15 protein-coding genes are annotated in these 13814 nt (G+C 27.1%); all 15 read right to left on the bottom strand.

Going from position 1 to position 13814, the window contains the following annotated elements:
• Positions 1–7 precede the first annotated feature (7 nt).
• Complete coding sequence (locus ACLR9T_RS00585; RefSeq protein ID WP_413107589.1) at positions 8–1213, bottom strand: glycosyltransferase; 1206 nt, start codon at positions 1211–1213, stop codon at positions 8–10.
• Positions 1213–1731, bottom strand: coding sequence for an acyltransferase (locus ACLR9T_RS00580; protein ID WP_413107588.1), 519 nt, complete (start codon positions 1729–1731; stop codon positions 1213–1215). Before ACLR9T_RS00580 ends, ACLR9T_RS00585 begins: the two co-directional genes overlap by 1 nt.
• Positions 1715–2779 carry a glycosyltransferase gene (locus tag ACLR9T_RS00575; protein ID WP_413107587.1) on the bottom strand — a complete coding sequence of 355 codons (1065 nt, stop codon included), beginning with the start codon at positions 2777–2779 and terminating at the stop codon, positions 1715–1717. Before ACLR9T_RS00575 ends, ACLR9T_RS00580 begins: the two co-directional genes overlap by 17 nt.
• A gap of 161 nt (positions 2780–2940) precedes the next feature.
• On the bottom strand, positions 2941–3897 hold the full coding sequence (locus ACLR9T_RS00570) for an acyltransferase family protein (protein WP_413107586.1): 957 nt from the start codon (positions 3895–3897) through the stop codon (positions 2941–2943).
• Entirely contained in the window at positions 3894–5183 is a 1290-nt protein-coding gene (locus ACLR9T_RS00565; protein WP_413107585.1) for a hypothetical protein, read from the bottom strand. Before ACLR9T_RS00565 ends, ACLR9T_RS00570 begins: the two co-directional genes overlap by 4 nt.
• Entirely contained in the window at positions 5167–6267 is a 1101-nt protein-coding gene (locus ACLR9T_RS00560) for a glycosyltransferase family 4 protein (RefSeq protein ID WP_413107584.1), read from the bottom strand. Before ACLR9T_RS00560 ends, ACLR9T_RS00565 begins: the two co-directional genes overlap by 17 nt.
• Positions 6264–7391, bottom strand: a complete 1128-nt coding sequence (locus ACLR9T_RS00555; protein WP_413107583.1) for a glycosyltransferase — start codon at positions 7389–7391, stop codon at positions 6264–6266. Before ACLR9T_RS00555 ends, ACLR9T_RS00560 begins: the two co-directional genes overlap by 4 nt.
• Before the next feature lies 1 nt (position 7392).
• On the bottom strand, positions 7393–8235 hold the full coding sequence (locus ACLR9T_RS00550; RefSeq protein ID WP_413107582.1) for a glycosyltransferase family 2 protein: 843 nt from the start codon (positions 8233–8235) through the stop codon (positions 7393–7395).
• Positions 8235–9278: a polysaccharide biosynthesis protein gene (locus tag ACLR9T_RS00545; RefSeq protein ID WP_413107581.1), complete on the bottom strand. Its 1044-nt coding sequence runs from the start codon at positions 9276–9278 to the stop codon at positions 8235–8237. Before ACLR9T_RS00545 ends, ACLR9T_RS00550 begins: the two co-directional genes overlap by 1 nt.
• Positions 9265–10470, bottom strand: coding sequence for a glycosyltransferase family 4 protein (locus ACLR9T_RS00540; RefSeq protein ID WP_413107580.1), 1206 nt, complete (start codon positions 10468–10470; stop codon positions 9265–9267). Before ACLR9T_RS00540 ends, ACLR9T_RS00545 begins: the two co-directional genes overlap by 14 nt.
• Positions 10470–11348, bottom strand: a complete 879-nt coding sequence (locus tag ACLR9T_RS00535; RefSeq protein WP_413107579.1) for an NAD-dependent epimerase/dehydratase family protein — start codon at positions 11346–11348, stop codon at positions 10470–10472. The genes ACLR9T_RS00540 and ACLR9T_RS00535 overlap by 1 nt, the downstream gene beginning before the upstream one ends.
• Positions 11348–11959: a sugar transferase gene (locus ACLR9T_RS00530; RefSeq protein WP_413107578.1), complete on the bottom strand. Its 612-nt coding sequence runs from the start codon at positions 11957–11959 to the stop codon at positions 11348–11350. The genes ACLR9T_RS00535 and ACLR9T_RS00530 overlap by 1 nt, the downstream gene beginning before the upstream one ends.
• A gap of 1 nt (position 11960) precedes the next feature.
• Positions 11961–12575 (bottom strand): sialic acid O-acetyltransferase, encoded by a 615-nt coding sequence (locus ACLR9T_RS00525; protein WP_413107577.1) that lies wholly within the window; start codon positions 12573–12575, stop codon positions 11961–11963.
• A 115-nt stretch (positions 12576–12690) separates the two neighbouring features.
• Entirely contained in the window at positions 12691–13197 is a 507-nt protein-coding gene (locus ACLR9T_RS00520; protein ID WP_413107576.1) for a transcription termination/antitermination NusG family protein, read from the bottom strand.
• Between the two features lie 2 nt (positions 13198–13199).
• A complete protein-coding gene (locus tag ACLR9T_RS00515) occupies positions 13200–13706 on the bottom strand; it encodes a transcription termination/antitermination NusG family protein (protein WP_413107575.1) in 507 nt (168 codons plus the stop codon).
• Positions 13707–13814 lie beyond the last annotated feature (108 nt).

Raw genomic sequence — 13814 nt, 5'->3', positions numbered from 1 at the left:
TTACCACCTATTCATCAAAAATCTGATATAGCATCTCCATTTGTTTTTCATAACAATCATCTTGATAATTTAAATTATTGCTAAATTTTTTCATTAGATTCGGATTATCTATTAATTCCTTTAGCCCATCAAATATCGCTTCTTCAAAACATGGAACAATTTTACCACTTACCATATTTTTTATTTGTTCATTAGCACCAGCAAAATTAGTCGATAAAATAGGCTTGTAAAAAGCCCTAGCTTCGGCTAGCGCAATACCATATCCCTCATGTCTTGAAGGTTGAAAATATATATCACATTTACTTAAATAGCCGTATGGATTGATTTGCTGACCTAATAAAGTTATATCTTCTGTCAAATTTTTATTTTTTAATATACTTTTTAATTCCTGTTTTTGTGGGCCATCCCCAATAATCCACCATTTCACTAAATATCCATCTTTTATTAATCGTTCAATAACATTTATTCCTATATCAAATCCTTTTTGTTGATCTAGCCTACCAATCGATAATATATTTATTTTTCCATTTTCATAAACAAATGTATTTCCTGCCTTGGCTTCTTCAGCTAACTTATTCTTATTTACTATGTTATAAAAAATATTGAATTTATTTTTATATTCTGGAAAAATATTTTCCATCTCTAAAAGAATTTGTTTAGACACACAAAAAATATAATTATATTTCTTCAAAAACACTTCAAATGCCCTAAAATCTTTCATAGCCTTATCTGGTTCAAAATGTATCCATGAGATTTTTGTTTTTGCTTTGACTTTTTCAGCTATATAAAATGTATTTATTAATCCATATCCCATATAATCTATAGCCACATCGTATCTATCTTCTAAACAAGGAAATTTTTTTGCTATAGATCGATAATATCTAACTCTTTTTCTTTCATTAGAATCAGATGTTAATGATATAATTCCTCCTCTAAACATTTTTTTAATAAATGTAGCATATTTTTTCCCTTTTAAAGCATTTTTCAAGGCATTAGTTCGACCATATAAAATATCATATTCTTCATCTTTTGGAAGCTCCAATTCTATAACCCTTACATGAGAAGGAATTTCTTTTAATAAAACACCTTTTTTCTTTAATAATAACAATGTTAGAGAATACCTTTCTTTATCAATCATATCCAACAATGTAAGGAGTGATTTTTCTACTCCACCACACAGCATATATTCACCCATAAATAAGATTTTTTTCATTATTGATCCTCCACGTTGATGTATTTAATAACCTTACATGGTACACCTGCAACAACACTATTTTCAACAATATTTTTGTTTACAAAAGACATTGCACCTATAATTGACATTTTATGCACAACAATAGTTCCTAATAATGTACAGCGTGCCCCAATCCAACATCCCTCTTCAATTATTATAGATTCTATTGTTCCCTCACCAGCTCTTCGTTTATTGTTTCCAATTTTGTGACTACCAGTTATAACCATAACAGATGGTGCGAAATCACAATTATTACCAATTATAATTTTCCCATTTCCTTCCACTTTAAAATTTTTACCAATCCAGCAATTACTACCTATTTCAATCTTGACCTCTGTCCCACAATAAAAAGGTCCTACAACTTTAGTTTCTTTTCCTACTTTTATATTTGCAATTTTAAATAAATATCTTTTTAAAGCAAAGAATTTAGTCGTAGAAAAAAAATGATTAATTAAAAATAACGAAATTTTTCTTTTTAATTTATCCGTTGTTTTCATAATATAACTCCAAAAAACAATCTGTAGTATTTTTAACATTAAAATCCTGAGCTCGTTTTTTTAAATCCTTAAAATGTGCTTTTTCGCCTAAAATTTTCGTAATTGCTAGAACTCCATTTTGCACTACATTTTTATCATTGTAATTACCAATATTTATTCCATATTCATTGTTACATATTATTTCTATAGGCCCTGTAGTATTCGTTGTAACTATGGGACAGTTTACATTTAAAGCCTCAACAATTACATTACCAAATCCTTCTTCTATTGCAGTATGTAGAAAAACAGAACAATGAGCTATATATCCCATAGGATTTTTTACAAATCCTAAAAAATCAACTTTATCATTTATTCCAAATTCACTTACTAACTTTTTGCATTTTTCTAATTCTGACCCTATTCCTAATATTATTAATTTTGATGGTATATTTTTTTGTAACTCATTAAAAATTTTTATACCTAAAGCTCTATTTTTATCATATTCTATTCTGGAACTCATAATAATAATTGGCATATCACTTTTAAACCATTCATGATTTTCTAAATTCACATAATCATGTATAATTACTGGATTATATAATATAGAAAAATCTTTTCTTAAACCCAATTCTTTTTTCTCAAATTCACCTATATATTTAGCAACAGCAATCTGATAATCAGCTTTTTCAATAATTCGTCCTAAAATAAATTTAATAATTTTACTTTGTCTTTCAAATCCATGCTGACTTGCATAAATTTTTGTCTTATTTTTTGATAATTTTTTTGCTATTACCGATATGCAATTGTACCATCTGAATCCTGAATATAAAATATCTATATCTTTCTCCTTTTTCAAAAAATGTATAAGAGGAAAAATAAAAGTTCTTAATTTTGAATTAAAATTGACAATTTTCACTTTTTTATTTACCTGCTCTACTAATTCTCCCTCTAAAAAACCACACAGTATATATACATCATGACTTCTTTGAACTAATTCATTTGCATATCCCAAAACTACTTTCTCATATCCACCCATTTTTAGACTAGGTGCTATAAATGCTATTCTCATTTTTTCCTCCATAATTAATCTTATAAACTTATAATCTTAATATTTAACTAGTCATAAAAACTATTTTCAAATACCAAATAAACTTATTGTTTAATAGATTTAAAAAATTTTTCAATCTTATTACTAGTTTTTTATCTGCCAAATAATATTAAGTACTTTAATCAAAATCCTATATATTTCATAATTTTGTTAAAATATTTATGAAGCAATAGTGAACAACAAAAAACAAAAATCAGAGATAACAATAAAACTAACAAATTACTTAAAATACTATTTAATATTAAAAAATCACTAATAATAAATAAACTTTGAGAGATTATTTTAATTGCAATACTGTTTAAACACATAAAAAAAAGTGAATTTTGACCAACATATTTTAATATCTTACTATCTATTTTCATTGATATATTTATACATAAAACAATCCCTAATAACGCATTTGCATAAAATAAAAAAGGATTTGCATATTGATTTAATGCTATATCAACCCTTCCAAAATAACGATTTACAACAACACCTAAAACAAACAAAATTCCTAATATTACTAACTGGTATTTATCTAACAGTAAATTAATTTTACTTTCTTTTAATTTATATCCAAATAACATAAAAAAACTTGAAATAATTGCTGTATCAATATACCACGGTATATTGATTTTAAAAATGATAACATTTATCCATGCAAAAATATTAAAAATAAAAAAGTAAATTAATCCTTTTTTATTTCTAATTATAAAATAACATATTATTTCACATACAAATATGCATGGTATGAACCATAATCTTGATGGTGTTCCTGCTTGCTGTAATAGCATATAATATATACTACTTATAAAATCATAATTCTCACCTAAAAATAAATTTAAAAAATAATTAATAAAAATTATTACTATCCCAAAAATAAAAAAAGGTTTTAATAAATTCTTCCCTTTTTTCTTAACAAATTCAAAAAAAGGTAATTGAACTGAAAAAACAAAACCCGATAAAAAAAAGAACAGAGGCATATGAAATGCATAAATCAATGAATTGATTATTTCAGGACTTCCAATATGTCCATAATACATTAAACATATTCCCATTCCCTTTGAAATATCTACCCACGTTAATCTTTTTTTCATTTAAGTCGTCTCCTTTTTTTATTACTTGTGCAACTTACCAAATATATTGCAATTAAAACATATAATAATATTCCTATACTATTAACACTAAAAAACACCATTTCCCCCATACATACACCTATTGATGAAATCAATAAAGATAAATATTTAAAATTCCCAAAAAGTAATATACTGACTAAAAACAAAACAAATACAATTGTTCCAATAATACCAACATCACCTCTAAGACACCAAATAAGATTTCCAGGTTCTACATTTAAAGACATTTCTAAGCCTAAGGATGAATAGTTACTAATATATGGCATCATAAAACCTGATCCTATTAATTTGTTATTATTATATTTTTCTTCTTGCATTTTTTGCATTTCTCTTCTAGAAAATAAAATATCGGTTGTATCACCTTTATAAATATATTCTTTTAATTCTTCATCGACTGTAATTTTAATATATGAGTTACTGCTATATACTAAATAAGAGAAAAAACATATGCATCCAATTGTAAAATATATGAAAATTGTATGTTTTTTTAATACAAAATTAACAATAATTATTATAATTGATACAAATAAACCTGTCCTTGATGCAGTAAGATATTGCATAGATATAGTTATAATGATTAAAACTATATTCACATTAAAATTTCTAAAAACTAATTTTTTATTTAAAAGTAATGGAATATATAGAGCTGCTAAAATACTAAACATATTAACTTGATTGAAAACCCCTTGAAAGTTTTCATTAATTAATCTAAATTGTGAAAAAGGAATTAAAAATATACTGACTATGAAAAAGGGAGTCATACATTTTACTAGATAGTCTAACCAGTCAATTTTATCTTTCGTAAAATCAATTCCCATAATAACTGAGCAAAATACTAGTCCAAATGATAAAACCTTAAAAGTTGATGTTATAGGATAGCTACCAGTTATAAAGCTAGCTATAATTGTATAAACACAAAAAACAGAACAAAAAATACATATTAAATTTGATTTTGTTAGCTTTCTAGAGTATGTTTTTAAAATAATATACAATGATAATAAAATAAAAATTATTAACTTTATATTACTCAAAGAAAGAAGTGAAACTCCAACAGCTGTGCTTAATGCGCTTCTCATTGTAACAATTATCATATACTTAATCGCACCAATTACGCCGTATTTCTTTATCAATTTAAGTAAGCATATGTACATTATTAATCCAAAAATTGGATGCATTAAACTTAATAAAAATAAACTAATAATATATTCAGTTTCATTAAATATAATTTTATTATTTTTTAATTTCATTCTCTATCACCTTTAATATCTTATAAGTTTTTTGTGCCATATTTTCTATTGTATATTCTTTTATAATTTTTAAAGATTTAATTGATAAATTAACTTGTTTTACTGGGTTACTCAATATCTCATTTACCATTAATGAAATAGCATTAAAATCATCCGTTGGCACAATATAGCCATTACCATTAATTAATTCTAAACCTGCTATACATTTATTAGTGGTAATTATAGGAAGTCCATTAGCCATTGCTTCATTAATAACCAATCCCCATATATCTTCTCTAGTTGGTAAAACAAATAAATCAGCAGCTTTATAATATTCATATAAATTTTCTTTATTCATAAAATTTAAAAAATAAATTTTTTTTAAATTATTGTCTTTAATTATTTTTAAATATTCATCTGTAGGTTTACCGCCTATAATATATGTATAAATATTTTTATCAAAATTTTCTGCTGCTTTTAATAATATATCAATACCTTTTCTTGATATCATTTGTCCAACACATATGACTATTTTTCCATCTGGAAGATTTAATTTATTTCTTAAAATTTTTTTTTCATCAGAAGATATAGGCGCAGTTAATACATCACTTTTATAAAGAGAAGTAAATGGATAATTAAAAATATTATCTTTTTTAGCACCATAATGAATTAAATATTTTGATGTTGCTTTTCCACTACTCAGGTAATAATTAGCACTACAAATAAAATGTTTTTTTATTAAATAATTAATTTTTCTTTCATGTCTTATAAATCCTCCATCACTGCTTAAAATGAAGGGGATTTTTTTGAAACTTAAATATTTAATTGCTAACATTCCTGTAGGGGTACTATATCCACCTATGATTATACAATCAAAATTTTGTCTAATAAATTCTATGACCTCAAAGCATAGTGCTTTGTCATTTCCCATAGATCTTCCTTTTAAAAAAACTGCATTATAATTTTTATTTATATCACTAGTCCACTCTCTATTATCAGCTTTATTTTTTTCAAAAAGTACTGTCAAATCACAATACTTTCCTAGCTCATTAAAAAAATCAACACGATATGGTGAAGGAATATTTGTTAAAAATAACACTTTCATAAATCAAATACCTTTCGATATCCTGTTTCATTAATACTTTTTTTATTTTTATTTAATATGTAACTTTGAGCATTCTTACAATATATACTATATTCCAAATTATTTAAATGTAGATATTTCTTTAATATGTCTACAAATTCATTTCTATTACTAAGTGATACTACATTTCCACATTTGTTTTGATTAAAATCTAACCAAGGAGTTGTATCGCTTATTACAGGAACACATCCTGATAATAGTGCCTCACCTATAACATGTCCGTAATTTTCACCAAAAGTCGGAAAAAGAAAAATATCGTATTTTGCAAATATTTTGGGCACTTCCTCAGAATTTATTTCGCCTAAATACTGCCATTCAATATTTTTGGGAAGACAAATCAATGCCTTTTGACATTTATCCCAATATGCTATATCCTCTTTATTTCCATAAATATCAAAAATTATTTTTCCAGAATTTAAATTTTTTAATATATTAATCGCTTCTAAAAGATTTTTTTTCTGGCATATTCTTGATAAAAAAATAATCTTTAACTCATTTTCCTGTTTTATTCTAATATGTTTTATTACAGTATCTCTAGGAAGATCCTCTGCAATAATACATTTCGCATCTAAACCAATAACCTCTTTTAGTTCCTCTTCTTCAATCTCTGAAGTAACTGACCAAGTAATCCTCTTAAATAAGCCCAAAATCTTCAATAGATTCAAAAAAATCTTTTTTTTCCTACTTTTTAATGACAAAGCTCCCTGCGAAAAAGATCCCATAGAAGCGATAACTAATGGTTGTTTTATAATATTAAATCTTTTTAATATCATAACTTTTATCGCATATGAATTATATGGTCCACAACAATAAATCAAATCATTATTTTTCGCAATATTTTGTATTTTTTTTAATTTAAATTTCTCATCTTTAACATAATAAACATTTGCTTTACCAACTGCATTCCAATCATTAATAACAATATTATCATATGATTTTTTATCTCCATGATCTCTATCAGATGTCATAATATTAAAATTATATTCATTACCAAGAATATCTACTAAATTTACGATTGTTCTTACAGGTCCACCATCTTTATATCCTGGTAAATATCTACCCATTAATATTAAAATATTTTTCATGTTAGACCTCCTTTTTATCATCTATGACATGTTCATAAATTTTTGCATCAACTAAAAACCGATACCAATAAGCTTGCATAAAGGCAAATATCTTTCCCTCTTTACCATCTAAAAAACCTAATTTAAAATAATATCTATAAAAATAATAAAGATGTGCTCTTGTGCCTAAAGGCAATTTATAATATATTTTAAACTTAATAAATCTTTTAAACCTAGCTGATTTATTCAGATTTACCGATTTATTATTTTTATAAGAATCAAAGTAATCATTTACCTCTCTAGAAGAGTATTTGTTATGTTTATCTATCCATGTTGATAAATTCTTATAATCTTTATGATATGAGTCATTTTTAGTTTCAATTGCTTTTCCTTCAAGAAGCACAATATGTTCATCCATATTTCGGTCTTCCATGTAGCCTTTACCATTTTTAAAAACTATCATTTTTCTAAATGGATATATTCCGCCATGTTTTAATGCTTTGCCTAAAAAATTCACTTCAAAGCGTACTACAATACCATTAATATCTGAATTAATATTAATATTACAGATTCCCTCAATTTCTTTAGCGGCATTTTTAGAAATTATCTCATCTGCATCTAAGCGCATGATCCAAATAGTTTTAATATCTAAAATATTCATTGCATAAATAAATTGTTTAGCTTGATTCACAAATTCATGTTGAATCACTTCTGCTCCCAAAGATTCAGCAATTTCTACTGTTTTATCAGTACTAAAACTGTCAACTATCACAATTCTTTTAGAAATTGACTTAACGGAATTGATTGCATTAGCAATATTTTTTTCCTCATTAAAAGTTAAAATAATAGTTGTTAAATCAGCCATTACTTATTCTCCCATTTATTTATCTCATCTTTAACTAATCTAACTTCTAATAACTTATTTTTTACCGCCTCAATATCCATTAACCTTGTATTATTTGAATTAAATTGAGTAAATTTTGTCTTCTTAATTCCCTCAAAAAAGTATTTATCATAATTTAAATCTCTTTTATCTGCCGGAACACGATAAAACTCTCCTAAATCAATAGCATTGGCACACTCTTCATCTGTTAATAAAGTCTCATACATTTTTTCACCGTGCCGTATACCAATTACTTTTATTTCATTATTCGCCTTAAATAACTCTTTCACTGCCTTTGCTAATACCTCAATTGTACAAGCTGGTGCCTTTTGGACAAAAATATCTCCTGACTCTCCATTTTCAAAAGCAAATAATACTAAATCTACAGCCTCTTCCAATGTCATGACAAATCTTGTCATCGTTGGCTCAGTTAACGTTAACGGGTTATTTTGTTTTATTTGGTTAATAAAAAGTGGTACTACACTCCCTCTCGATGCCAATACATTTCCATACCTTGTGCACATTATTTTAGTTTTATTGGGATCAACAGTCCTGCTTTTTGCTACAATGACTTTTTCCATCATTGCTTTACTAGTTCCCATTGCATTGACAGGATAAGCTGCTTTATCAGTTGACAGGCAAACAACTTTTTTAACACCACACTCTATTGCAGCAGTTAAAACATTTTCTGTTCCTAAAACATTTGTTTTAACTGCTTCAATAGGAAAGAATTCACAGCTAGGTACCTGTTTTAATGCTGCGGCATGGAAAATATAATCTACCCCCAACATTGCATTTTTAATTGAATTAATATCTCTAACATCACCTAAATAAAATTTAAGTTTATTAAAAATATCAGGATATTTAGCCTGATATTCATGTCTCATATTATCTTGTTTCAACTCATCTCTTGAAAATATTCTAATTTCTTTTATATCGGTATTTAAAAAGCGGTTTAATACCGCATTCCCAAATGATCCTGTTCCCCCGGTAATCATTAACGTTTTATCTTTAAATATTGACATTATTTAAATCCTCCATTGACCTTTCTAAATAATTAATCAGTGAATCCTTATTAAAATTATTTTCCCCATATACATAAGCCTTTTTCTTATACTCTTCTATATCACTGGGACTTAGTTCAATAAAATTATTGCAAACTTTAACTAATGCATCGACTGAAATATTTTCACTAACTATACCTGCTTTTGATTCCTCGATAATTCTTTTACCTTCTCCACTAACACATCCAATAATTGGTACCCCACAAGCTAAATAGGTCTGTAGTTTTGCGGGAATAGTCATTTCAAATATAGGATTAGGTTTGAGGATTAAAAGCGCTGCATCAGCATCTTTTAAATACTTTGGTATTTCTCTTTCAGGGTGAAATCCATGAAATTTCACATTATCTTCAATACCGTATTCTCTTACCAGATTCATCAATCTTTCTTTACTTCTTCCTTCACCAACAAAATGCCAACATATTTTTTTGTTTTTCAACCTTTTAGCCGCTTCAATCGCCAAATCAATTCCTTGAGCTTCGCCAATATTTCCGGTAAAAACAATATTAAATTTATCTTTATCCAATATACTAGCTGCTTCAGCTGCTTTTACTACTGTTGCATATTGAGGCCAATATTTAACTTTATTTTTATCTTTAACTCGATCTTTAATCTTTGATACAAAACTGGGACTTGCTGTTAAAATAAGATCACAATACTTATAAATATAATTTACCATTTTATTCACTAATCCAATTATAATTGGATTGGTGATTCCAGTTACTGCTATAATATTCTCTGGCCATAGATCCTGAATATTAATAATAATTGGTAGATGTTTTTTCTTTTTAAATTTAATTGCCGGTAAAGCTACTGTAATTGGTGATACTTCAAATACATAGATTAAATCAAATTCTTTACTTTCCAAATCTCGTAGTTTTTTATTAGCCTCTTTAACAAAGCTAAAATAATTTCTAATTAAGTTAATTGATCCTGTTTTCCTAGCTCTCATTTTACAACGATATATTGGAATACCATTCCAAATCTCGTCACAATTTCTATCTTTACAATATCCTTCAAAATATTCACCTTTAGGATAATTAGGAAGTCCTGTCAATACCGTAATCTCGTGTCCTCGCTTTTTTAATTCTAATGCTAAATCATTTATTCTAAAATTCTCAGGATAAAAATATTGAGATATAATTAATATCTTCATCATATTTCCTCAGTCTTTTCAATCGATTCCTTTAATGAATATCGACAATACCTATCTTTATAGACACTTAACGACTTATCATATACCAAATTTCCAAAAGCCTTGTTACATAAACTACTGACTTTACCAGGGATTTTCGACCCCATGACCACTCCAACATTTAAAATTCCCAATATTTTAATCTTTGGATTAATATTTTTAACTATTTCTACCGTACTTGAATATTCATTATTTTGAGGATAAAAAATACCTTTATCATTATTCCTTATCAATAAACTTACAAACTCGCATAAATTTTCAATGAACAGCATACTTCTTTGATTTGAAACACTAGGAAATACAGGTAACTTTTTCGCTAATTTAGATAGCATTGGATAATTTCCTTTACTATTAGGACCATATATCATTGGTGGTCTAATTATTGCAAGATTAAAACTATCATCTTGTAAAAAAGATAATTTTACTTCTGCTTTTAACTTGCTGTCACCATAAAAATTATTTGGTGATGGCTCAGTTTCTTTAGTAATAACCTTTATTTTACCATAAGGAGCACTTTCACCATAAACAATAATTGAAGACATATAGATGAACTGTTTAATATTTGCCTGTTTTGCTTTTAAAGCCGTTTCATAAGCTAGATCACAATTTATTCGATAATATAATTTCTTTGTTTCTTCACTAACATTACCAATATCAGCATGAGCAATTCCTGCTACATGAAAGATTGAATCATAACCACTAAAATCATGTTTAATCCAATTTGGATCTAACATATTCAGAGTATCTATTTTAAAATCATTCGAATAATTTTTTTTAACATACATTTCAAATGATGTTCCAATATAACTTCCTGCTCCTGTTATTAATACTTTTTTCATCATTTGCACTTCCCTTTCATATTACCAGTTCCCCCCTCTATAACTCCATCAGATCTTAATACTGATGTTATAGTCCCAAAGAAACATTTTAGATCAAATAAAAAAGAGATACGTTCTACGTATTCTCCATCTAATTTAGCCTTTACTGGTATTTCTAGTTCATCCCTACCATTGATTTGAGCCCAGCCTGTAAGACCTGGCCTTATATCATTAGCATTATATTTATCCCTTTCTTCAATTAAATCATATTGATTCCATAATGCCGGTCTTGGCCCAATAATAGCCATTTCTCCTTTTAAGATATTGATGATTTGAGGCAGTTCATCTAAAGACGTTTTTCTTAAAAATTTACCCACTTTAGTAATAAACTGATCGGGATCTTTCAACATATGAGTAGGCATATCTTTAGGCGTATCAATATACATCGTCCTGAACTTTAATATATTGAAATACGATTTGTTGATCCCCACTCTTTTTTGTTTAAACAACACCGGTCCTTTACTGTCTAATTTTATCCATAAACATAAAATAACAAAAACAGGACTCAATACAATAAGTCCCCCCAATGACAGAATAAAATCAAGCACTCTCTTAATTCCTTTTCGATACATCCTATACCCCCGTTTCAAAACCATACTCATGATTATCATTAACAGCTGTTCCATCAGGAATATCACTGCTTGCATTTACTTTAATTCCAAAACCTATGACACAATTACTGCCAATACGAGTATATGAGCTAACTAATGTATTTGGCTTAACAACCGTACTGGAATATATGAGTACATAATCTTCAATAATGGCATCATGATTAACAGTTGCATTGGCAGCGATAATACATCCTTTACCAATAACTGCATTACTTTCAACTACGGCACCAGGGAATATGACAGTTCCTTTATCTATTGAAGCATATTTAGAAACTATGCTTGTTTTAGATATCAAAGAAATGATATTAAAGCCTTTTTTATGAGCCTGTTTAATCAGTTTCTTTCTTAATTTATTACTGCCAACCGCAATAAAAATATCTTTATACTCCTGATAATAACAGTTCATTTGATCAATCGTATCAATGACTTTACAATCATTGATTACTTCATTAAGATGATGATCATCTAGAAAAGCAATATGGTCATAACTCTCTCTTGCAATATCCAAACAGCATCTCCCATGGCCGCCACTTCCAACAATTAATAATTTATTTATCTTGATCTCCCCCCATAACAAAAAACTGCCCTAGCAGTTATATATTTTTAAATTAATAAAAAAGAATACAGTTCCCCCTACCCCAAAGAAGAACTATATTCAAATTACAAAATGTGCGGTAAACCAGCTCCATTTATTAAATTTTGCTTTTAATATTTAGCCCTACTAAGATCTGTCTATCCATAAATTCCATATCTAAGTAAGCTAATTTATTGTGTTTATCAATCTTAACTATATGATCTTGATAATACATTAATGGTCCATCTGTAACTATAGCTCGTTTATCTTCAATAAATGCTTGGGACATTTCTAAGATACCTTTACTATTGAGAAGTTTTTTAAACATTTCTATCTCTTCTTTTCTTAAAGCTGCTACACCATCTTCTTTAAGCTGTTTAATTAAACCATCTCTTTGATCTTCTAACCTATATAAAAAATCATCAAAATCACTCTGCTTCATTTCACTTCTAACAAAAATATATCCTGGAAATAACATCTTTAATGCATTCCCCTTAATATCTCGGCGATAATATTCCATTTGGGGAATAAATGCATTCAAACCTTTTTTAGTTAAGACCGAACACAATTTTTTTTCTTTTGCAACTAATGCAAATAACACATACCAGTTTTCTTCTATAACCATATCTATGACTTACTTATTACCTCCAAAGGAACTTTCATCAGTTTGCCACAAACATTATCTAAGAAAGCTAATCTTTTATGACGATCAATCTTTCTAATTAATTCTTCTTTACCTTTTAATGGTCCATCTTGAATAATTAATTTAGAATCAACTATGATTCCTATTGAATGCTTTATTAAATAATCCTTATTTAATAAAGACTCTAAGAGATTCTTTTCTTTGACAGTTAATGCATAAATAGTTTGTGTTTCATCCTGTAACATTTTCATCGTAGAGCCTAAATCTTTTTTAATTTCTTTTATCATTTCACCAAATTCTTGTTCATTAAATGATGTTTCAATAAAAAGATAATTAAGAAACATGGGAACCTCTAAAAAATCTTTTTTCCCTTCCTTACTTATCAGCTTTTCAATCTTAGGAATAAAAGCATTTATACCAGGTTGATTATTAAAATAAACTAATAATTGATTAATTTTATCTTTATTTACAAAAATAACATACCAATTCATCCTAATCCCCCCTTAAAATAAAAATAACTTTTAACCACAAAATTGTCATAAATTAAAGTACTCTACGAACGAAAAAATTTTCATAGTTACACACGCATTTTATCATTA

The organism is Thomasclavelia sp. (assembly GCF_047249845.1).
GTDB lineage: Bacteria > Bacillota_I > Bacilli_A > Erysipelotrichales > Coprobacillaceae > Thomasclavelia.
The sequence above is the reverse complement of the archived record's forward strand: the minus strand, read 5'-3'. Positions and strand labels throughout refer to the sequence as shown.

Excerpts from the sequence above, each read along its gene's own strand:
- ACLR9T_RS00535 (WP_413107579.1), bottom strand. The coding sequence starts at position 11,348 with ATGAAAAAAGTATTAATAACAGGAGCAGGAAGTTATATTGGAACATCA.
- ACLR9T_RS00515 (WP_413107575.1), bottom strand. The coding sequence starts at position 13,706 with ATGAATTGGTATGTTATTTTTGTAAATAAAGATAAAATTAATCAATTA.
- ACLR9T_RS00520 (WP_413107576.1), bottom strand. The coding sequence starts at position 13,197 with ATGGTTATAGAAGAAAACTGGTATGTGTTATTTGCATTAGTTGCAAAA.
- ACLR9T_RS00560 (WP_413107584.1), bottom strand. The coding sequence starts at position 6,267 with ATGAAAGTGTTATTTTTAACAAATATTCCTTCACCATATCGTGTTGAT.
- ACLR9T_RS00575 (WP_413107587.1), bottom strand. The coding sequence starts at position 2,779 with ATGAGAATAGCATTTATAGCACCTAGTCTAAAAATGGGTGGATATGAG.
- ACLR9T_RS00545 (WP_413107581.1), bottom strand. The coding sequence starts at position 9,278 with ATGTCAATATTTAAAGATAAAACGTTAATGATTACCGGGGGAACAGGA.
- ACLR9T_RS00530 (WP_413107578.1), bottom strand. The coding sequence starts at position 11,959 with ATGTATCGAAAAGGAATTAAGAGAGTGCTTGATTTTATTCTGTCATTG.
- ACLR9T_RS00555 (WP_413107583.1), bottom strand. The coding sequence starts at position 7,391 with ATGAAAAATATTTTAATATTAATGGGTAGATATTTACCAGGATATAAA.
- ACLR9T_RS00580 (WP_413107588.1), bottom strand. The coding sequence starts at position 1,731 with ATGAAAACAACGGATAAATTAAAAAGAAAAATTTCGTTATTTTTAATT.
- ACLR9T_RS00540 (WP_413107580.1), bottom strand. The coding sequence starts at position 10,470 with ATGAAGATATTAATTATATCTCAATATTTTTATCCTGAGAATTTTAGA.
- ACLR9T_RS00570 (WP_413107586.1), bottom strand. The coding sequence starts at position 3,897 with ATGAAAAAAAGATTAACGTGGGTAGATATTTCAAAGGGAATGGGAATA.
- ACLR9T_RS00550 (WP_413107582.1), bottom strand. The coding sequence starts at position 8,235 with ATGGCTGATTTAACAACTATTATTTTAACTTTTAATGAGGAAAAAAAT.
- ACLR9T_RS00565 (WP_413107585.1), bottom strand. The coding sequence starts at position 5,183 with ATGAAATTAAAAAATAATAAAATTATATTTAATGAAACTGAATATATT.
- ACLR9T_RS00585 (WP_413107589.1), bottom strand. The coding sequence starts at position 1,213 with ATGAAAAAAATCTTATTTATGGGTGAATATATGCTGTGTGGTGGAGTA.